The organism is Arthrobacter sp. GQ119, assembly GCF_059759125.1.
Genome location: NZ_JCAXEA010000007.1, coordinates 146,909 through 167,362, shown reverse-complemented (window position 1 = coordinate 167,362; position 20,454 = coordinate 146,909). Strand labels below are relative to the sequence as shown.

Here is a 20,454-nt window from a genome sequence, read left to right as displayed (position 1 = left end):
TTAGGGGTCCCGGGCGGGCCGCGCAGTGCGGCCCGCCCGGAAAGCCGGGTGGCTGGTTGCCCTTGGGGGCTTACTTGCTGGGGGCCGGGGACGCGGTCTGCTCGGCCTTCGGCAGGTACTGCTCCGGCATCGGCGAACCGGGGAACCACTTCTGGTAGAGCTTCTTCCAGGTCCCGTCCTCCATCGCTTCCGCGAGGCCCTTGTTCAGCGCCTCCTTGAGGGCGGTCTTGCCCTTGGCCACGGCAAAACCCGCAGGGGCGTCGAAGGACGGGATGTCCGCGGCGCTGACCAGGCCATACTGCTCCTGGTACGCCTTGGCTGCCTCGTAGTCCAGGAAGTGGGCGTCCACGGAGCCGCTGTTCACGGCGGAGATGGCGGTGTTGTTGTCGGGGAAGCGCACCAGGTTTGCCGACGTGAAGTTCTTCACCGCATAGGCTTCCTGCAGCGTTCCCTGGACCACGCCCAGGCGCTTGCCGGAAAGACCATCAACATCCTTGATGCCCGAGGTCTTGCTGGTGATGACCGTCAGGTATCCCGCAAGGTAACCCTCGGAGAAGTCAACGGTTTCCTTGCGCTTGTCCGTGATGCCGATCGCGGCCACGCCGACGTCGAACTGGCCGTTGGCCACCGCGGCAAGCAGTCCGGAAAAGTCCTGACCGGTGAAGACCACATTGTCTACGCCTGCGCGGTGGGCCACGTCCTTGAAGAGTTCGACGTCGAAACCGGTGAAGTTACCCTGCGCGTCGGTGAAGGTATACGGCTTCGAATCGCCCAGGCTTGCCACCCGGATGGTGCCCGGCTCGATCAGGCCATACGGGTTCTCGGCAGGAGTTGAATTGGCTGATGATGATCCGCCGCAGCCGGAAAGGGCGAGGATCGCCGCCAGGGCTGCCGCAGCGACGGCTGCCGGGCGGAAGTTCAGTTTGATCACAGCGTTTGTCCAATCGTGGGAGGGAAAGCGGTGCTGTCAGGGCTGCCAAAGGATTTGGTCGATGAAGCTCTTGTTGAGTCCGGTCTCAGTCCCTAAGATTGAGACCGGACTCACATCGATTGAATGAAAATGTAGCGTAAATCACACGCCGCGTCAACAGCCCTCCTTGGAAAGGTGAACATGAGCAGTGACGGAGCCAGACGGCGGGACGTTACAGTCGCCGACGTCGCAAAGGCTGCCCAGGTATCCAAGGCCCAGGCCGCCCGCGCCCTGGGCAACTACGGGGCCGTCAGCGAGGACGTGCGTGAGCGGGTTCTCGCGGCCGCGGAGGAGCTGGAGTACCGGCCCAACGAACTGGCCCGCAGCATGAACACCGGAAAATCCCACACCATCGGGGTGGTGGTGGGAGACATCGAGAACCCCCATTTCGGACTCGCCACCAGGGGCATCACGGACACTGCCAAGAAGAGCGGGTTCAACGTCATCCTGATCAACACCGACGAGAACACGGCTGCGGAAGTGGACGCCGTGCGGGTGCTGCTGGACAAGCGGGTCGACGGCCTCATCGTTGCCCCCGCGTCTTCCGTGGAAACCCAACATCTGCGGCGGGTCCACGATTCCGGGCGGCCGCTGGTTCTGCTGGACCGAGCCGCGGAGGGCCTCGATGTGGAGACGGTCGCCGTCGATATGGCAGCCATCTCGTACGAGTCCACCCGCCACCTCCTTGATGCCGGGCACCGGAGGATCGCCTTCATCTCAACCCTGCGCACCGACGCCGCCTACACCGCAGGCATGCGGTTGGACTCCTCCCAGATCGCGGATCGCCTGGACGGGATGCGGCGGGCCTTTGCCGATGCCGGATGTGCGTTTCCGGAGGACCTGGTGCGGCTCAACGCCGGCGCCGCCGGATCCATCCGCAACCTCACACGCGCGGTCCTCCTTGGCGACGACGCGGCCACCGCCGTCGTCGCTTCGGACGGACTGATCGCACTGAGCGTCGTGGAGGCCATCCAGGAACTGGGGCTGGCTGTCCCTGGCGATGTCTCGTTCATGATGTACGACGATTTCGCGTGGACGCGCCTCACCACGCCGCCCCTGACGGTTGTGGCGCAGCCCGTTTACGAGATGGGCGCCGCGGCGGCGACCGCCCTGATCCGGCAGATCGAGGGCCGCCCGCCCGTGGCCCCGGCCCCGGAGTTCAATGCGAGGCTGATCCAGCGGGGGTCGGTCGGCATAGTACCGGCGGCAGCCGGGGAGTCTGCCGCCGTGCCTGCCGTGTAGTGACGAAGTGGCGCTTTGGGGCGGCAAAAAAATGCGTCCAACCCACAAGCGGGACGGCCTGCCGCTGAGACTTCAAAAACTTTTCATGCCCGTGTCGATTCCCGGCACCCCCGTTCGACGGGATAGTAGAAGGACGCACACGGCGTCCTCATCCAGTCAAAGGAGAAATCCCATGAAGTACATGTTCATCATGCGCGCCACCGACGAGGCAATCGAGGAATCGAAGAAGGTCCCGTTCGAGGAGATCCTCAACAAGATGGGCGCCTACAACGAATCACTCATCAAGGCCGGTGTCATGCTGGCCGGCGAAGGCCTCGCTGACCTTTCGGAGGGCTCCGCCTTTGTGGTCGACTTCTCCGAGGAGCCGCCCGTGGTCACGGACGGCCCCTACGGCGAAACGCACGAGCTGTTCAACGGGTTCTGGATCGTCCAGGTCGCGTCGAAGGAAGAGGCCGCCGAATGGGCCAGCCGCTGTCCGCTCGGACCGGGCTCGAAGCTGGAGGTCCGCCGCGTCGCAGAAGCTGATGACTTCGCAGATTTCGCGGACAACGAGTACATCCAGAAGGAGGCGCTCTGGCGCGAGGAGCTGGGCCAGGCCTGATGCCCGGCCGGCGAAGCGGCAGTGAGCCAGGAGGCCCCGGTGAATGAGGAAGCCGAGATCGAGGCGGCGGGTGCGGCAGTCCGCCGCCGGATCGATGCGCTGTGGCGCATCGAAGGTCCCCGCATCATCGCCACCCTCGCCAGGGCCACCCGGGATTTCGGTCTTGCCGAGGACCTGGCCCAGGAGGCCGTGGCCGATGCGCTGGCCCAATGGCCCGGGACCGGCGTCCCGCGGAATCCCGCCGCCTGGCTCACCGCCGTCGCCAAGCGCAAGGCGGTCGACGCCTGGCGGCGGGCCGAGATGCTGGATGAGCGCTACCGCACCATCGCCCACGGACTCTCGGACGTTGAAGGCGTGTCGTGGGAGCCGGTGGACGACGACGTGCTGCGGCTCGTCTTCACGGCATGCCATCCCGTCCTCTCCCGCGAAGCGCAAATGTCGCTGACGCTGCGGGTGGTGGGCGGCCTGACGACGGACGAGATCGCCCGGTTGTTCCTCGTTCCGGTCGCCACCGTGCAGCAGCGGATCGTGCGGGCCAAGAAAACCCTCGCAGCAGCCCAGGTGCCCTTCGAGGTCCCCGAACCACACGAGTGGGGCGGGAGGCTGGGCGCGGTCCTGGGCGTCGTGTACCTCATGTTCACCGAGGGCTATTCGGCCACCTCAGGAGACCGGTGGATCCGCCCCGATCTGGCGAACGAGGCCTTGCGGATAGGGCGCGTTCTCGCCGGGCTGGTTCCGCGCGAGCCCGAAGCCCATGCGCTCGTGGCACTCATGGAGTTCCAGGCCTCACGCTTCGCCGCCCGCACCCGGCCCGACGGTACGCCCATCCTGCTGGCGGACCAGGACCGCACCCGCTGGGACCGTGGCCAGATCGGGCGGGGCCGTGCAGCCCTTGCCCTGGCCGACGGGTTCGGGCGGGGCCGCCGCAGCTATGCCCTGCAGGCCGCCATCGCCGAATGCCATGCGGTGGCGCCGAGCGTTGAGGAGACGGACTGGGCGCGCATTGTCTTGCTCTATGAGGTGCTCGGCCGTGTGGCTCCGAGCCCCGTCGTGGAACTCAATCGGGCCGTCGCCGTGTCCATGGCGACGGGTCCCGCCGCCGCCTTGGCCATCGTGGACCGCCTCGCCTCGGACGGCGCCCTGCGCGGAGGGCATCTGCTGCCCAGCGTCCGCGCCGAACTGCTCGTCCGGCTGGGACGGACCGACGAAGCCCGCAGGGAATTTACGACGGCGGCCGCCCTCGCCAGGAACGACCGCACCCGGGCGGTCCTGGAGGCGCGGGCAGCCGACCTCTGACCCTGCTGGTTTATCCCGGGGCGGCCAGGGATATGCGCGTCAACAAGGACCCGCGGCCACCCGGCAGTGCCGGCACGGGCCACCCGTGCCAGCCGCAGAAATCAGCTGCAGAATCTGCTGTACGTGCTGCCTGCTTCCTGGTATGCGGCAGTAAGATCGGCGAGCTTTGCCTCGTCGGGGTGCTCCTTCACGGACTCGTCCGCGTACTCCAGGATTGCCTGTAGGGCCGGCTTCAGGTCGTTCGAGGATACGGCCTCGATCGGCCGGATCTGGTTGGCAAGCTTGATCATGCCGGTCTTGCCCATGTTTCCCGTGGGGCTGGAAACTACAGTCCTGACCCGGTCGCAGGTTTCCGCCGTGGAAAGCTGCGGTGAGCCGCAGGCGGAAGCGGACAGGAGAAGCCCGGCGGCCAGCAGGGCGGTGGTGAGTTTCTTCATGATTCCCTCAGTGGTTGACTACTGTCGATTCTAAGCCGACGATCCCCAGGCACCCACAAATCCCCCGTATTAGGGAGGATGGTTGTATGACAGTCACCTACAGGTACGAGGTGGAGATCCTGCACCTGCTGGTGTCGCCGGCGCACGCGTACTTTGGCCGTGCACGCGAGGGTGCCGCAGACGTCCCCACAACCGACGCCGACCGGGTGGAGCTGGTGGCCGGCAAGGGCATTGTGGGTGATCGGTTCTTCGGCAAGGCCGCGCATATGGATGCAGCAGTAACCCTGATCGCGGTCGAGGCCCTCGATGCCATGGCCGCGGAACTGGGAGTCGCACCGTTCGACCCGCTGCTGACGCGGCGCAACGTGGTCCTCAGGGGTGCCCACCTGGCTCCGCTGCTTGGCAGGGAGTTCGCGCTGGAATCGCGCGGTGATCTGCTGCGGCTCAGGGCCGGGCGTCCTGCCCACCCCTGCGCCTGGATGGATCAGATGCTCGCCCCCGGCGCACATAAGGCCATGCGCGGGCGGGGAGGCATCCGCTGTCAACCCCTTTCGGACGGCAACCTGCACCGCGGGCAGGCCGTGCTCATCAGCCCCGTGCCGCTCGACCCCGAAAGCGCCGGCGCCCCCACACTGCTGCGGCCGACGCGGCTTCCTTAGGCGTTGCTTCCTTAAAGCTGGTTGAGCAGCCGGGCCCGCCTGTCGTCGAACTCCTCGGTGCTGATCAGGCCATCCCGGTACCGGCGCTCCAGGTCCTCGATCTGTGACGCCACCGACGGAACGGCAGAGGCGGCCGTGAACCGGTTGATCGCGACAACCCGGACGATCACCGCGGCCAGGACCATAACGATGCCCGCGGCGATCAGCATCCAGACCGGAGCCGCGGCCTCATCGATTTTCCGGTAGCACTCACCGGCCACCCGTGAGCCGCTTCGAAGCGCGTCGAAAATTTCAGCCTGACGGCTTGGCGGAATCAGCGGGCTGCCACAAAGGGGACCCACCTTCTGCAGGCCGACGATAATGCCGGTGACCGAGACAACGAATCCGGCGACAATAGGCCAGATCCAGCCGCGGCGTGTCCTGGGGTCGTGCCGCACGGTACCTTCCATGTCTCCCCCTTGGAAAACGCAAGTGATTGAGGGAAATCATATCTGCCAAGGACCCGGGCGCCGGGCCCCCAGTTCGCATGGGCGTCCCGACGCGCCGGCCACGCCGGGTCCCCGTCGGCGCTAGTAGCGGCTTGGAAGGTCGCGGTAGCTGTTTTGACACAGGAGTGTGCCGTCGACGTCGCGGATGAGGTGGTCGACCCTGTCGCGCACGGCGGCTCGTCGTCCGGCGTCCAGCGCCTCAGACTGATTCGTGCTCACGACGAGGGATTGAGCGCTCCCTTCACGGCGGGTTTTCCACAACAGATCTTCGTAGAACGTCTCGACATTGCTTCCAGCCATCACAGATCCTTCCCCAAGAATCATTGGTGCTATACGCCGGCCGCGACGCTGCTGCACGGCCGCCGATCACAGTCTCACCCCCGAGCCTCAAGACCCGGACAGTGTCAACGCAAGATCGGCTCAAGAAAATGAGGCAGACAGCAACCCTCCGCAGGAGCTGCGGCTAGCATGAATCCCATCGACATCACACCGTAAGCACCGGGTCGAATGGGGCCCAGGACCATAGGAGTGACCATGACCGACTCTTCCACCCAAGGAATCAAAACCGTCCTGCATCCCGTGTCCGACCTGGCTGCGGCCAAGAGCATGTACACGGCCCTCCTCGGCGTGCCGCCGCAGGCCGACGGCCCCTACTATGTCGGCTTCGACACCGCGGGCCAGCACATCGGGCTGGTGCCGGGCGGTGGACCGCAGGGCATGACCTCACCCGTGGCCTATTGGCATGTGCCGGACATCGAAGCCAAGCTTGCCGAGGTGACCGCCGCGGGCGCCACCGTGAAGGAACCCGTGCACGACGTCGGCGGCGGCCGCCTGGTGGCCACCGTCACCGACCCCGATGGCAACGTCCTGGGGCTGCTTCAGGACAGCTGAGCGTGGTAGTCCCCTCCGCACTCGAGCCGCTACGACGATTGCCGCCCCGATCAACAGATGGAGACACGATGAGCATGGCCACCAGTATTGACACGCAGGAGCCCACGCAGCACGTCGCCGACGGCCATGATCTGATCCGCGTCCAGGGCGCCCGGGTGAACAACCTCAAGGACGTCAGCATCGAGATCCCGAAGCGCCGGCTGACGGTGTTCACCGGCGTCTCCGGATCGGGCAAGAGCTCCCTGGTGTTCGGCACGATCGCCGCGGAGTCGCAGCGGATGATCAACGAGACCTACAGCGCCTTTGTCCAGGGCTTCATGCCCACGCTGGCTCGGCCGGACGTCGATCTCCTCGAAGGCCTGACGACGGCGATCATTGTCGACCAGGAGCGAATGGGAGCCAACCCGCGCTCCACCGTCGGCACGGCGACCGACGCCAATGCGATGCTGCGCATCCTCTTCAGCAGGCTGGGACAGCCGCACGTCGGCCCACCCACGGCGTTCTCCTTCAACGTCCCCACTCGCAAGGCCAGCGGGGTGATGAGCACCGAGAAAGCAGGCGGCCGCGTCGAGAAGAGTGTGGTGCAGGGCGCTGTGTACCTGGGCGGCATGTGTCCGCGCTGCGAGGGCATGGGCTCGGTTTCCGACTTCGACCTCACTGCGCTGTACGACGACAGCAAGTCGCTCGGCGAGGGTGCCCTGACGGTCCCCGGCTACAGCATGGACGGCTGGTACGGACGCATCTTCAGTGGCGCCGGCTTCAACATGGACAAGCCGATCGCGAAGTTCACCAAGAAGGAGATGCACGACCTCCTCTACAAGGAGCCGACCAAGATCAAGGTCGAGGGTATCAACCTGACGTATGAGGGCCTGATCCCGAAGATCCAGAAATCAATGCTTTCCAAGGATGTCGACGCGATGCAGCCTCACATCCGAGCCTTCGTGGAGCGTGCCATCACGTTTCAGGCCTGCCCGGAATGCGATGGCACGCGGCTCAGCCCGGAGGCGCGGTCCTCGAAAATCCAGGGCAAGAACATCGCCGACCTGTGCGAGATGCAGATCAGCGACTTGGCTGGCTGGGTCCGCGAGCTGGAGGAGCCGTCGGTCGCACCCCTCCTCAAAGGACTGCGGCACCTGCTCGACTCGTTCGCCGAAATCGGGCTGGGCTACCTCTCATTGGACCGGCCGGCCGGCACCCTGTCCGGTGGAGAGGCGCAGCGCACCAAGATGATCCGCCACCTCGGGTCCTCCCTCACTGACGTCACCTACGTGTTCGACGAGCCGACCATCGGCCTCCACCCCCACGACATCGAGCGGATGAACCGGCTGCTGCTGCAGCTGCGTGACAAGGGCAACACCGTACTCGTCGTGGAGCACAAGCCGGAGACCATCGCGATCGCTGACCACGTCGTCGACCTCGGCCCCGGCGCCGGCACCGGCGGCGGTACCGTCTGCTATGAGGGCACCTTGGATGGGCTGCGGGAGAGTGACACCATCACCGGCCGCCACCTCGACGATCGGGCGCGGCTCAAGAACTCGGTGCGTTCATCCCCCGGCGCGCTGGAGGTCCGCGGCGCATCGACGAACAACCTCCAGAACGTGGACGTCGACATCCCCCTCGGGGTGCTCTGCGTGCTCACGGGCGTCGCCGGCTCCGGCAAGAGCTCGCTGATCAACGGTTCGGTCGGCGGCCGCGAGGGCGTGGTGGTGATCGACCAGGGTGCGATCCGCGGTTCGCGACGGAGTAACCCGGCGACGTACACTGGCCTGCTCGAACCGATCCGCAAGGCATTCGCCAAAGCCAACGGGGTAAAGCCGGCGCTCTTCAGTTCCAACTCCGAAGGTGCTTGTCCCACCTGCAACGGCGCCGGCGTCATCTACACGGAGCTGGGCGTCATGGCCACAGTCGAATCCACCTGCGAGGAGTGCGAGGGGAAGCGGTTCCAGGCGGCGGTGCTGGAGTACACACTGGGCGGCCGCAACATTGCGGAAGTGCTCGCCATGTCCGTCACCGAGGCCGAGGACTTCTTCGGCGACGGCGAAGCAAAGACACCGGCCGCGCACAAGATCCTCGACCGGCTCGAGGACGTCGGACTCGGCTACCTCACCCTCGGCCAGCCGCTCACCACCCTGTCCGGCGGCGAACGCCAGCGGCTCAAGCTTGCCGCCCAAATGTCCGAGAAGGGCGACATCTACATCCTGGACGAGCCAACCACCGGGCTGCACCTAGCCGACGTCGAAAATCTGCTCGGCCTCCTCGACCGCCTGGTTGACTCCGGCAAGTCCGTCATCGTCATCGAACACCACCAGGCGGTGATGGCCCACGCCGACTGGATCATTGACCTCGGTCCCGGCGCCGGGCACGACGGCGGCCGGATTGTCTTCGAGGGCACACCCGCCGACCTCGTGTCGGCGCGTTCCACCCTGACCGGCGAGCATCTGGCGGCCTATGTCGGCACGTGACGAGGCGGGCCGGCAACCCTGTTGGATTGCCGGCCCGCCTCGTTACGAAGCAGTGGCGCCGAACTAAAAGTGGCCGTCGCCTGCCTTGACGGCGAGCACGGGGCGGTCGGCCTGCATCAGGATCCGCTGCGCGTGGCTGCCAAGGATGAACTTGCCCACCTGCGACCGGTGCCGCAGGCCAATGACGATCAGCGAGGCGTTGGCTTCGCGGGCTACCTCAAGGAACTCGTCTGCCAGGTCGTGCTGGTACGGCGGCTGGATCACAGTTGCCTTCACCCCCGCCTCCGCGGCCCGCCCGGAGGCCTGGGCAAGCACGTCCACCGGCGCAACCGACTTATCCACCAGCGCACCCTCACGGGCGGAGTTGACGATGACGAGGTCCTGCTTCCGCAACTGAGCCTCGGCGATGCCCGCACTCAAAGCCGCCTCACCGGCGGGCGTGGGGACGAAACCGACGATGATGCTCATACCTTCTCCTTGATTTGTACGGTAGCGGGCTCTGGCTCTCCGGGAGCACCTGCCCTGCGCTTGACCAGCATGCTCCGGATCCCCGGCAGCACGGCGACCAGGACGAACACCGCGAGCAATGTTGCCGAAATCGGCCTGCCGAAGAAGCCGAGCGGATCGCCGCCGAAGACCAGCAGCGAGCGGCGGAGCGAACTCTCGAGCAGCGAACCCAGCACGAACGCCAGGACCAGCGGACCGGGCTCGAAGCCGAACTTCTTCATGAGGTAGCCGATGACGCCGAACACCACCACAAGAGTCACGTCGAACATGCTGTTATTGATCGTGTAGGCGCCGAGCAGGGTGATCAGCGCCGTGACGGGGGCCAGAATCGCGGCGCGGACGCGCAGGATCTTCACGAACAGGCCCACCAGCGGCAGGCTCATGATCAGCAGCAGGATGTTGCCGATATACATCGAGTTCACGACGCCCCAGAAGAGGTCCGGGTTCTCCTCCACCAACTGCGGACCTGGGGTCACGCCCTGGATGAGCAGCGCTCCGAACATCAGGGCCATGGTGGCGTTGGCCGGGATCCCCAGCGTGAGCAGCGGGATGAAGGAGGAGGTGGCAGCGGCGTTGTTTGCCGTCTCGGGCCCGGCAACGCCCTCGGGCGCTCCCTTGCCGAAGCGTTCCGGCTGCTTGGCCCGCTTCTTTTCCATGGCGTAGGAGGCCATGGACGAAATCGTGGCGCCGCCGCCGGGCAGAATGCCAAGGAAGAAGCCCAGGATGGAGCCGCGTCCTATCGAACCGGAGGCCTGCTTCAGGTCACTGCGTGACGGCCACACATTGGCGACCTTGGACGGCGCTTTGGCGGCACGGTGGCGTTCCTCCAGGTTGTACAGAATCTCGCCAAGGCCGAAGATGCCCATGGCGATCGGTACAAAGTCGATCCCGTCGGCGAGCTCCAGGCTGCCGAACGTGAAGCGGCTTTCGCCCGTGAAGACGTCGCGGCCGACGGTGGCCAGCAGCAGTCCGAGTGCCGCGGCGATGAGCGCCTTGGTTTTCGCGCCGCTGCTGATCGTTGCCACCAGCAGGATGCCCAGCAGGGCCAGGGCGGAGTACTCCGGGGCGCCGAAGTCCAGGGCAAAGCTCGCCACGATCGGGGCGAGGAATGTCAGGCCGATGATGGAGGCGGTGCCGCCGACGAAGGATCCGATGGAAGCCAGTCCCAGTGCGGTGCCGGCCTTGCCCTGCCGCGCCATCTGATAGCCGTCGAATACTGTCACCACCGACGAGGCCTCGCCGGGAAGGCGGAGCAGCACCGAAGTGATCGTTCCGCCGTATTGCGCGCCGTAGAAGATACCCGCCAGCATGATGATGGCGGTCACCGGCTCCACGTTGTATGTCAGCGGGAGCAGTATGGCGATCGTGGCAGCCGGCCCGAGGCCTGGCAGAACACCGATCAGCATGCCGATCACGACGCCGATGAGGCAGTACAGGAGGTTTGTCGGCTCCAGGACAACCGCAAATCCGTTGATCACGGGATTCAGAAAATCCACGGTGTCTCCTAGAAGAGATGGGGGATGGAAGTGTTGAGCGCGAGGACAAAGAGCCCGTAGAACACGCCAACGACGACGGCACTCACCACGAGCGTGGAGCGCCAGGTTTCACTGCCCAGGAACCGCATCCAGACGATGCACAGCGCCAACGCCGGCAGTTCGAATCCGATCGTCGGCATCAGCGCGACCATCAGGGCCAGTGTCACCAGGCCGGTCAGGGGCGCCATGGACATGCGGGTGAACTTCTCCGCGTCCCGGTTGTGCCGGCCGATGACCAGCTGAAAGAGGCCGAGCGCCACCATCACGCAGCTAATGATGAAAGGCCAGAGTCCGGGTTGCGGTGCTGCCGGCGTGCCCAGTCCCATCGCCAGGGACAGCATGATGGCACCGGCGCCTAGGCCGAGAACCACCAGCGAGGAGGCCGCGTTGGCCAGAGCCCCGGCGGCGGGCGGCTTTTCCTCTTCCCATTGGGCCGCCAGCTGTTCCGGCGTGAGATCGTCCAGGTCAACGCCGGGGAGCGCCCCGCCGTCGGGCACTGGGGGTGTTGGCTTCACAGAAATCACTTCGTTCCGCTCAAGCTGATGCTGTACTTCTCCACCAGTGCCTTGTACTTCGCGGCGTAGTCCTTCCACTGCGTGACAACTTCCTCACCGGAGATTTCCTTCGGCGTCAGCAGGTTCTGCTCGTTGAATGCCTTGTAAGCGTCCGACTTGAAGGTCTCCTGGAACGCTGCCGTCAGCTTGTCCTTGACCTCCTGCGGCGTGCCCTTGGGCGCGGCGACTGCCCGGTACTGGGCCACCGGAACGTCGTAGCCCGATTCCTTGGCAGTGGGCGTGTCCGGCAGGAAGGTGTTGCGCTCCTCGGAGAAGACCAGCAGCGGGGCAACCTTGCCGGCCTTGATCTGGGGCATAGCCTCGCCGAGCTGGATGGTCGCCAGCTCCACCTGGTTGCCAAGGACAGCAGTCAATGCCGGCTTGCCGCTGTCGAAGGGAACGTCGGTGCCCTTGACATTCGCCTGCTTGAAAAGCACGGTCTGTGCGAGCTGGCTTCCGGTCCCCACGCCGGTGGTGCCGAACGTGATGTTGCGGCCCGCCCCTGTCACGTCCTTGATGGTTTTGAAGCCGGATTTCTCACTGGCTACCAGTACATAGTCATCCTGTGACAAACCGGCGATGACATCGAAATCATCAATATTCACAGCCTCGTCCGCGGTCACGGCCAGCGGCGTGATGGTGATCAGGGAGGCGTTGAGCAGGATCAGGTTCTGGCCATCAGCCGGCTTGCCCGCCACCTCCTTGGAGGCCAAGGCGCCGTTGGCACCGGGCTTGTTGACTACGGGCATCGGGGCGCCCAGGGTTTTTGACGCGCCTTCTGAAATGGCGCGGGCAATAAGGTCGGTGCTGCCGCCGGGAGCCTGGCCAACCGTGAGGTTGACCGGTCCGCTCGGGTATTTCGATGTATCGGCTCCGCCACCGGCGACATTGCCGCAGGCAGTCAGGGCCATCAGAGCAACGGCGGATGCTGCACCGAGAATGGAACGGCGGGAGGGGAAGTGCGTCATTGAAACTCCTCGTTTGCACTGCGGGCGGGGGTGCCCGGTAAGTAGTTGTGAACCGGGTCACGGCCGGCTCGCTTTCTTGAGTGTAGGGAGCCGGTATGATGCGTGTCTAAGCCCAAATATGCATCGGGTAATACCGGGAAGGCATCATGTTTACGTTCGACCAGCTTGCAGGATTCATCGCTGTCGCCGAGGAGCTGCACTTCGGCCGCGCAGCGGAGCGGCTCAACATGACGCAGCCGCCCCTCAGCCGCCAGATCCAAAAGCTTGAGAAAATAGTGGGGGCCGAGTTGCTTGAGCGCGACAACCGGAAAGTCGAGTTGACGCCGGCGGGCCGGGCCTTCCTGGACGAGGCCCGCCGGCTGATCGCACTGGCGGAACGGGCGCCGGTCACGGCCCGCCGGATAGCGTCCGGCCGGTCAGGGCATCTGCGCATCGGCTTTACCGCCGCGAGCGGGTTCAGCATCCTGGGGCCGTTGCTCGAGGAGGCCTCGGACATCCTCCCGGACGTCGACCTCGACCTGCAGGAGCTCGTCACCGGAGAGCAGATCATGGGACTTCAGACCGGCGAACTGGATCTTGGCCTGGCCCGCCCGCCCTTCGACAGCGAAATCTTCGATTCCCACCTCCTGTACCGGGAAGCCATGGTGCTGGCGGTTCCTTCAGGCCACCCGCTGGCCGACCTGGGCCGCGACATCACTCATGAGGACCTCAAGAACGAACCTCTCATCATGCACTCGCCAACGCAGGCCCGGTACTTCTATGACCTCGTGATCCGCATGATTCCCGTGCAGCACGCGAATGTGGTCCACACGGTCAGCCAGATCCTCACCATGGTCTCGCTCGTCGCCGCAAAACGGGGCGTGGCCTTCGTTCCGCACTCCGCCACCCTGCTGGGCATCCAGGCAGTCGAGTTCCTTCCGCTGAAGAGCAGCGTGGAGGATCCCGTGGAACTCCACGCCATTTGGAACCGCAACATCCGGAACCCCGCGCTCTCCCGCCTGCTGCACGGACTCGAATTCCGCGGCAACTGAGCCTCAACGTGCGGAGCCCGAATGATGCCGGGACGGTATCAGTACATACAAAAATGAACTTAGACAGGCATCAAATGCCTCCCTAATGTGGAAGGAACGAACTCATCCGCCGCACGAAGCGGCGCCGACATGGAGGACCACACCGTGGCCAAATACTCACCCCAGGAACTTGCCGACACACTCAAGAACGGGCTGCTCTCCTTCCCCGTGACCTCCTTCGATGCAGAACTGCAGTTTGACGAGGAAAACTACCGGAAGCACCTCGCGTGGCAGGCCAGCTACCCGGTGGCCGGGCTCTTCGCCGCCGGCGGGACCGGCGAAGGCTTCTCCCTCACACCCGCAGAGTCGGAACGAGTCGTCCGTGCCGCCGTCGAGGAAGTCGGCAACACGGTTCCGGTCCTGGCCTCAGCCGGCGGGTCCACCGCCCAGGCCATCGAGAACGCAAAGGCGGCCGAAGCGGTGGGCGCCGAGGGCATCCTGCTCCTCCCGCCGTACCTCACCGAGGCGGACCAGGGCGGCCTGATTGAGCATGTCAGCGCCGTCTGCCGTGCCACGTCGCTCGGCGTGATCATCTACAACCGCGCCAACGCCATCTACAAGGACACCACCGTGGCTACCCTGGCTGACCGGCACGAAAACCTGATCGGCTTCAAGGACGGTGTGGGCGACCTTGAGCACGATGCCCGCGTCTATGCCAAGCTCGGCGACCGCCTCTTCTACCTCGGGGGCCTCCCCACCGCGGAAACCTTCGCGCTTCCGCTGCTGCAGCTGGGCATGAGCACGTACTCCAGCGCCATGTACAACTTCGTCCCGCAGTTCGCCCTGGACTTCTACCAGGACGTCCGCAATAACGACCGTGTAGCCGTCAACAAGAAGCTCAACGAGTTCGTCATCCCGTACCTGGACATCCGCGACCGGGTCAAGGGATACTCCGTTTCCATCGTCAAGGCAGGCCTCGACGTCATCGGCCGCTCCGCAGGCGGTGTCCGCCCCCCTCTGCAGAACCTCGCCGCGCAGGACCTCGCCGACCTCAAAGCCCTCATCGCCACCGTCTCCTAGGAGCAACCATGACACTCAACGGACACTCACTGATCGCCGGGCAGCCGGTCCCGGGCGCAGGCAAAACCGCTTTTGGATTCAACCCGGCCACGAATGAACGGCTCGAGCCCGCCTACACGCTGATCACCGAAGAACAGCTCAAAGCCGCCACGACCGCGGCGGCCGAGGCTTTCCCGTCCTTCAGCACCCTTGACCCCGAGAGGCACGCTGCGTTCCTGGAGGCGATCGCGGACAACATCGATGCCATCGGCGAGGAACTCATCATCCGCGCCGGCCAGGAAACCGGCCTGCCGGCGACCCGGCTGCAGGGCGAACTGGCCCGCACCATCGGCCAGCTGCGCCTCTTCGCGAACGTGGTCCGCCAGGGCGACTTCCGCGGCGTGCGCGTCGACCCCGCGCTCCCGGACCGCACCCCGCTGCCCCGCGCCGACATCCGCCAGCGCCAGATCCCGCTCGGCCCCGTCGCCGTCTTCGGCGCGAGCAACTTCCCGCTGGCCTTCTCGACGGCCGGAGGAGACACCGCCTCGGCCCTGGCCGCCGGCTGCCCCGTCGTCTTCAAGGCCCACAACGCCCACCCCGGCACCGGCGAACTCGTCGCCCAGGCAGTCGTCAAAGCCGTCAAGGACACCGGGCTGCACCCCGGCGTGTTCTCCCTGGTCTACGGCCCCGGCGCCAGCATCGGCCAGGCCCTGGTTTCGGACCCGGCCATCAAGGCCGTCGGCTTCACCGGCTCCCGCGCCGCCGGCATCTCGCTGATGCAAGCCGCCGCGGCCCGCCCCGAACCGATCCCCGTCTACGCCGAGATGTCCTCGCTGAACCCGGTCTTCGTCTTCCCCGGCGCCCTCAACGGCTCCGCCGAACACATCGACACCGAACACATCGACGCGTTGGCCCAGCAGTACGTCACCGCAGTTACCGGCAGCTCCGGCCAGCTCTGCACCTCCCCCGGCCTGCTCTTCGCCCCCGCGGGCGAGGCAGGAGACAAACTCGCTGCCGCCGTCGGACGCGCCGTGTCCGCCTGCGCCGGGCAGACCATGCTCACCGCAGGCATCGCCGGTTCCCGGAACGCCGGCGCCGAAGCGCTCGGCGCCGCAGCCGGCGTCGACCTCGTAGGCCAAGGCACCCAAGGAGGCACCGAGAACGCCCCGGCACCGGCCATCTTCGGCACCGAGATCAACACCTTCGTCTCCAACCACGTGCTGCACGAGGAAATCTTCGGCGCCGCGTCCCTGGTGATCCGCTACTCCACCACCGAGGAACTCCTCACCGCCATCAACCGGCTCGAAGGCCAACTCACCGCCACGCTGCAGCTCACCGAAGAGGACTACCCGACGGCGGCACCCCTGATCCCGGCGCTGGAGCAGAAAGTCGGACGCATCATCGTCAACGGCTGGCCCACCGGCGTCGAAGTCGGCCACGCCATGGTCCACGGCGGCCCCTTCCCCGCCACCTCCGACAGCCGCACCACCTCCGTCGGAACCCTGGCCATCAACCGCTTCCTCCGCCCCGTCGCCTACCAAAACCTCCCCCAGGAACTGCTCCCCGCACCCCTCCAGGACACCAACCCCTGGCACCTGAACCGCCGCGTCGACGGCACCGTTGTCCAGGCAGACGCCGAAGAAAAAGAAGAGGTCAACGCATGAGCGCCCAGCCAACCGTCGCCCGCGTGGAAGTCGTTCCGGTTGCGGGCCACGACAGCATGCTGATGAACCTCAGCGGCGCCCACGGGCCGTTCTTCACCCGGAACGTGGTCATCGTGACCGACTCTGACGGCCGCACGGGACTCGGTGAGGTTCCCGGCGGAGAGAAGATCCGCACCACCATCGAGGAAGCAGGCACCCTGATCACCGGCAAGCCGGTGGCCCGCTACCGTTCCCTGCTGCGCGAGATCGCCGCAGAGTTCGCCGACCGCGACGCCGGCGGCCGTGGCCTGCAGACCTTCGACCTGCGCACCACCGTCCACGCGGTCACCGCCGTCGAATCAGCCCTGCTGGACCTTCACGGCCAGTTTCTGGGCGTCCCCGTCGCGGAACTGCTGGGCGACGGGCAGCAGCGTACCTCTGTTCCCATGCTCGGTTACCTCTTCTTCATCGGCGACCGCCGACGGACCGACCTGCCGTACCTCGTGGAGGATGCGCCGGCGGACCGCTGGGAGAGGCTCCGCCGGCAAGAAGCGATGACACCCGCAGCAGTGGTAGCCCTGGCCGAGGCCGCGCAGGAGCGCTACGGCTTCAGCGACTTCAAGCTCAAGGGCGGCGTGCTGTCCGGCGACGCCGAAGTGGACGTCGTCACGGCACTTGCCAAGCGCTTCCCCGAAGCCCGTGTCACGCTCGACCCCAACGGTGGGTGGCTTCTTGAGGAGGCCATCCGGCTGGGCAAGCGGATGCAGGGCGTGGTGGCTTACGCCGAGGATCCCTGCGGGGCGGAAGGCCGCTTCTCGGGGCGCGAAGTCATGGCGGAATTCCGCCGTGCCACCGGCCTGAAGACGGCCACGAACATGATCGCCACGGACTGGCGCGAAATGGCGCACGCGATCCGCAGCAACGCCGTCGACATTCCACTGGCAGACCCGCACTTCTGGACCATGCACGGTTCAGTACGCGTGGCGCAGCTGTGCAACGAGTTCGGCCTCACGTGGGGCTCGCACTCGAACAACCACTTCGACATCTCGCTTGCCATGTTCACGCACACTGGCGCGGCCGCACCGGGCGAGATCACGGCGCTGGACACGCACTGGATCTGGCAGGACGGCCAGGGCCTCACCAAGGACCCGCTGCAGATCAGGAACGGCGCCATCGAGGTTCCGGATGCACCCGGTCTCGGCATCGAGCTAAACCGCGATGCCCTCGACAAGGCGCATGAGCTGTATCTGCAGCACGGCCTCGACGCCCGCGACGACAGCATCGGCATGCAGTACTACATCGACGGCTGGTCCTTCGATCCCAAGCGTCCCAGTCTCGTCCGCTAATGCGAGTGCGGTAGACAAGCACCAAAATCTTCCGCACGGCCGGGCCTCCCCGCAACAGGAGCCGGCCGTGCGGAACCCACTCATTACGTTGAATAGAGTTAAATAGAAGGGCTCAGCTTGGGCGGCGTCGTCTCCGGAATCCTCATAGTTTCCGCCGTCATTGCCGTGGGCTATGTCGCGGCCCGACTGCGGGTCCTCGGTCCCGAGATCCAGGGCGCGCTGACCCGCACAGCCTTCTACATCACCAACCCGGCACTCCTCTTTACTGTGGTGGCCGGAAGTGACATCCGGGCAGCGCTCGGAACGGATGCCCCACTGGCGCTGCTGTCAGCAGCGATAGTGGGGCTTCTCTATTGCCTGCTGAGCTTCCTGTTTTTCCGCCGACCCGTTGCGGAGACCGCTGTCGGAGCAATGGCCAGCAGCTATGCCAATGCCAACAACATCGGGATCCCGGTCTCGCTCTACGCCGTGGGAACGGCCCAGCACGTGGCCCCGGTGCTGCTGGTGCAGATCCTGGTCATGGCCCCCTTCTACCTGACCGTCCTGGGGCTGTCCTCCGGAGCCAGAATCTCGTGGAAAAAGATGCTGGTCCAGCCGTTCGCCAACCCCATGATCATCGCCTCCGCGCTCGGCGCCGTCGTGGCGCTTACCGGCTGGAGCGCCCCGGACTTGTTACAGAAGCCCATCGACATGCTCGCGGGCGCCGCGGTTCCGATGGTGCTGCTGGCCTTTGGCCTCTCCCTGGCCGGGAAGGCACCCCTGCAAGCAGGCGACGGGCGCACGGAAACCCTGGTGGCGACCTTCCTGAAGATTGCGGGCATGCCACTGGTTGTTTGGGTATTGGGCCGGTTTGTTTTCGGCCTGGAAGGCCAGCATCTCCTCGCGAGCGTCATCATGGCCGCCCTCCCGACCGCACAGAACGTGTTCCTCTTCGCCTCCCCCTACGGCAGGGGCATGACCGTGGCCAGGGACGTGATCCTCTGCACCACACTGCTCAGCGTCGGGGCGCTGCTGGTGGTCGCCTGGGCGGTCGGATAGCTAATAATGTCCGACCCCTTTGGCAGAGTTTAGCTATGGAAGCCATGGGGGACAACGCAGCGGATCACACCGCGGGCCGGACGGTAACGTCCGGCTTCAGCGCGGCTTCCCTGCTGCGGAGCCGCCGGCTCTTCAGCGTTCCCGCTTCCATGTCAGATTCCGGGCTTGTGGACCGCGTGGTGTCCGACGGCGGTGCTTCCGCTAATCTCAAAGCCTGCCTCGCGCTGGTGGAAGCGGCGGTGGAGTCCGCACCCAAGGACCTGGCCGCGGCCGGTTTCGGGGACGCTGCGGATTTCGCCGACCTGGCGGAGGAGCTGTCCCGCCGGGTCGAGCACCTGCAACTGCTCGCCGCCGCCGCGGTCGAGCGGACCCGCACCGCAGCGATCAACACCGCCGGCCCGGCCAGCAAAACCACCGGCTGGACCACCGGCTGGCGCACCGAACCCGACACCGAACCCGCGACGGCGGCTTCCGCTCTCCCGGCCCCGGCGGCCCGGCTTGGGGCGGTGGATCCGGCCGATGACGGGTGCCGGAATGCCGCGGAGTTCCTGCGGATCCGGCTCCGGATCAGCATCGGCGAAGCCCGCCGCCGCCTCGCCCTCGCCGGCTCCGTTCTCCCCCGCACCGGCTTCGGCGGAGCGCCCCTGCCCCCGGCCTGCGAACGCACCGCCACGGTCCTGGCCGCCGGGACCATCGCCTCCCGCGCCGGCACCATCATCACCACCGCCCTGGACAAAGCCCGACCCATCGCCGAGCCCGCCGTCCTGGACCACATGGAAACCATCCTGGTCCGCACCGCCCTCGAGAACGACCACGACTTCCTGACCCGCATCGCCCACCGCTGGACCGACGCCATCGACCAGGACGGCACCGAACCCACCGAAGAAGAACTCCGCCACCGCCAAGGCGCCTTCCTCCGCCGCCCCCGCCGCGGTCTGCACCACCTCGAAATCTTCGCCACCACCGACCAATACGAACACCTCCTCACCGTCATGAACACCGCCACCAACCCCCGCACCACCACCAACCCGCGCACCACCGGCTGGGATTCGCCGCCGGACGTTGAGCTGGACCGCCGGACCCGCCCGCAACAACACCTGGACGGACTCGTCGGCGCCTGCAAAGCGGCCCTCACCACCGATGCACTCCCCACAACCGGCGGGCTCCGACCCCAGGTCATGGTCACCATCGACTACCTCGACCTCCTGGACCGCCTCGAACACGAAACCAGCCAAGGACCCCGCTACCGCAGCATCAACCGCAGCACCGCATCGAACCGACCCACGGCCGCAGCCGCCAGCGGGTACCTTCAGGGCGGCACCGGGTCGTTCACGTTCACTGGACCCATCAACGCCGCCACCGTCCGGAAAATCGCCTGCGACGCGGACGTCATCCCGGTCCTGCTCGGCAGCGAAGGCCGCATCCTCGACGTCGGCCGCACCACCCGCATCTTCCCGCCCCACATCCGCAAAGCCATCACCGCCCGCGACCAAGGCTGCGCCTTCCCCGGCTGCACCATCCCCGCACCGTGGTGCGAAGCCCACCACATCACCTACTGGTCACACGGCGGCACCACCGGCACCGACAACGGCACCCTCATGTGCTCCCATCACCACCACCTCATCCACAAGGAACAGTGGCACATCCAGGTCAAGAACGGTGTGCCCTGGTTCAAACCACCACCCCATATCGACCCCCGCCAACAACCACAACGAAACAACTACTTCAGATGCTGAACTCGGCCGAAG

20 protein-coding genes are annotated in these 20,454 nt (G+C 66.0%); 12 read left to right on the top strand and 8 right to left on the bottom strand.

All coding sequences use genetic code 11. The annotated features are described in order from the left end of the window. Positions 1-70 precede the first annotated feature (70 nt). Complete coding sequence (locus tag AC6CH3_RS08800; protein WP_498132066.1) at positions 71-931, bottom strand: ABC transporter substrate-binding protein; 861 nt, start codon at positions 929-931, stop codon at positions 71-73. A gap of 180 nt (positions 932-1,111) precedes the next feature. On the opposite strand from AC6CH3_RS08800, the gene AC6CH3_RS08795 reads away from it, so the two are divergent. The 3 genes from AC6CH3_RS08795 to AC6CH3_RS08785 all read left to right on the top strand — a co-directional run bounded on the left by AC6CH3_RS08795 (position 1,112) and on the right by AC6CH3_RS08785 (position 4,109). Further along, complete coding sequence (locus tag AC6CH3_RS08795; protein WP_498132065.1) at positions 1,112-2,212, top strand: LacI family DNA-binding transcriptional regulator; 1,101 nt, start codon at positions 1,112-1,114, stop codon at positions 2,210-2,212. Between the two features lie 172 nt (positions 2,213-2,384). After that, positions 2,385-2,813 (top strand): YciI family protein, encoded by a 429-nt coding sequence (locus AC6CH3_RS08790; RefSeq protein ID WP_494033640.1) that lies wholly within the window; start codon positions 2,385-2,387, stop codon positions 2,811-2,813. Positions 2,814-2,852: 39 nt separating this feature from the next. Next, the gene (locus AC6CH3_RS08785; RefSeq protein WP_498132064.1) at positions 2,853-4,109 is read left to right on the top strand and encodes an RNA polymerase sigma factor; all 1,257 of its coding nucleotides are present in this window, start codon (positions 2,853-2,855) and stop codon (positions 4,107-4,109) included. 101 nt (positions 4,110-4,210) lie between these two features. On the opposite strand, the gene AC6CH3_RS08780 is transcribed toward AC6CH3_RS08785, so the two are convergent. Further along, the gene (locus tag AC6CH3_RS08780) at positions 4,211-4,546 is read right to left on the bottom strand and encodes a hypothetical protein (RefSeq protein WP_498132063.1); all 336 of its coding nucleotides are present in this window, start codon (positions 4,544-4,546) and stop codon (positions 4,211-4,213) included. A gap of 86 nt (positions 4,547-4,632) precedes the next feature. On the opposite strand from AC6CH3_RS08780, the gene AC6CH3_RS08775 reads away from it, so the two are divergent. After that, complete coding sequence (locus AC6CH3_RS08775; protein ID WP_498132062.1) at positions 4,633-5,205, top strand: MOSC domain-containing protein; 573 nt, start codon at positions 4,633-4,635, stop codon at positions 5,203-5,205. Between the two features lie 11 nt (positions 5,206-5,216). On the opposite strand, the gene AC6CH3_RS08770 is transcribed toward AC6CH3_RS08775, so the two are convergent. Next, positions 5,217-5,654 carry an SHOCT domain-containing protein gene (locus tag AC6CH3_RS08770; RefSeq protein WP_498132061.1) on the bottom strand — a complete coding sequence of 146 codons (438 nt, stop codon included), beginning with the start codon at positions 5,652-5,654 and terminating at the stop codon, positions 5,217-5,219. A 120-nt stretch (positions 5,655-5,774) separates the two neighbouring features. Beyond that, positions 5,775-5,993, bottom strand: coding sequence for a DUF2188 domain-containing protein (locus tag AC6CH3_RS08765; RefSeq protein WP_498132060.1), 219 nt, complete (start codon positions 5,991-5,993; stop codon positions 5,775-5,777). A gap of 234 nt (positions 5,994-6,227) precedes the next feature. Between AC6CH3_RS08765 and AC6CH3_RS08760 the strand changes: the two genes are divergently transcribed. Further along, positions 6,228-6,584 (top strand): VOC family protein, encoded by a 357-nt coding sequence (locus AC6CH3_RS08760; RefSeq protein ID WP_494033645.1) that lies wholly within the window; start codon positions 6,228-6,230, stop codon positions 6,582-6,584. A gap of 68 nt (positions 6,585-6,652) precedes the next feature. Beyond that, complete coding sequence (locus tag AC6CH3_RS08755; protein ID WP_498132059.1) at positions 6,653-9,046, top strand: ATP-binding cassette domain-containing protein; 2,394 nt, start codon at positions 6,653-6,655, stop codon at positions 9,044-9,046. A 63-nt stretch (positions 9,047-9,109) separates the two neighbouring features. Here the strand turns inward: AC6CH3_RS08755 and AC6CH3_RS08750 are convergent, their stop codons facing one another. From AC6CH3_RS08750 to AC6CH3_RS08735, 4 genes are read right to left on the bottom strand one after another with little or no spacing between them, the layout of a single operon-like run. Continuing rightward, positions 9,110-9,514, bottom strand: coding sequence for a universal stress protein (locus tag AC6CH3_RS08750; RefSeq protein ID WP_498132058.1), 405 nt, complete (start codon positions 9,512-9,514; stop codon positions 9,110-9,112). Then, positions 9,511-11,049 (bottom strand): tripartite tricarboxylate transporter permease, encoded by a 1,539-nt coding sequence (locus tag AC6CH3_RS08745; protein ID WP_498132057.1) that lies wholly within the window; start codon positions 11,047-11,049, stop codon positions 9,511-9,513. The genes AC6CH3_RS08750 and AC6CH3_RS08745 overlap by 4 nt, the downstream gene beginning before the upstream one ends. Before the next feature lie 8 nt (positions 11,050-11,057). Further along, positions 11,058-11,603, bottom strand: coding sequence for a tripartite tricarboxylate transporter TctB family protein (locus tag AC6CH3_RS08740; protein WP_498132056.1), 546 nt, complete (start codon positions 11,601-11,603; stop codon positions 11,058-11,060). Positions 11,604-11,608: 5 nt separating this feature from the next. Next, positions 11,609-12,610, bottom strand: a complete 1,002-nt coding sequence (locus AC6CH3_RS08735) for a Bug family tripartite tricarboxylate transporter substrate binding protein (RefSeq protein ID WP_498132055.1) — start codon at positions 12,608-12,610, stop codon at positions 11,609-11,611. Between the two features lie 146 nt (positions 12,611-12,756). Here AC6CH3_RS08735 and AC6CH3_RS08730 point away from each other — a divergent pair, with 146 nt between their 5' ends. The 6 genes from AC6CH3_RS08730 (at position 12,757) to AC6CH3_RS08705 (ending at position 20,442) form a co-directional block, all read left to right on the top strand. Next, a complete protein-coding gene (locus AC6CH3_RS08730; protein ID WP_498132054.1) occupies positions 12,757-13,641 on the top strand; it encodes a LysR family transcriptional regulator in 885 nt (294 codons plus the stop codon). A 144-nt stretch (positions 13,642-13,785) separates the two neighbouring features. Further along, positions 13,786-14,700 carry a 5-dehydro-4-deoxyglucarate dehydratase gene (gene kdgD, locus AC6CH3_RS08725; RefSeq protein WP_498132105.1) on the top strand — a complete coding sequence of 305 codons (915 nt, stop codon included), beginning with the start codon at positions 13,786-13,788 and terminating at the stop codon, positions 14,698-14,700. 8 nt (positions 14,701-14,708) lie between these two features. Next, complete coding sequence (locus AC6CH3_RS08720; RefSeq protein ID WP_498132053.1) at positions 14,709-16,343, top strand: aldehyde dehydrogenase (NADP(+)); 1,635 nt, start codon at positions 14,709-14,711, stop codon at positions 16,341-16,343. Next, positions 16,340-17,668 carry an enolase C-terminal domain-like protein gene (locus AC6CH3_RS08715; protein WP_498132052.1) on the top strand — a complete coding sequence of 443 codons (1,329 nt, stop codon included), beginning with the start codon at positions 16,340-16,342 and terminating at the stop codon, positions 17,666-17,668. Before AC6CH3_RS08720 ends, AC6CH3_RS08715 begins: the two co-directional genes overlap by 4 nt. Before the next feature lie 117 nt (positions 17,669-17,785). Further along, positions 17,786-18,706, top strand: a complete 921-nt coding sequence (locus AC6CH3_RS08710; RefSeq protein WP_498132051.1) for an AEC family transporter — start codon at positions 17,786-17,788, stop codon at positions 18,704-18,706. A gap of 35 nt (positions 18,707-18,741) precedes the next feature. Further along, positions 18,742-20,442: an HNH endonuclease signature motif containing protein gene (locus AC6CH3_RS08705; RefSeq protein WP_498132050.1), complete on the top strand. Its 1,701-nt coding sequence runs from the start codon at positions 18,742-18,744 to the stop codon at positions 20,440-20,442. The last annotated feature ends 12 nt before the right edge of the window (positions 20,443-20,454 follow it).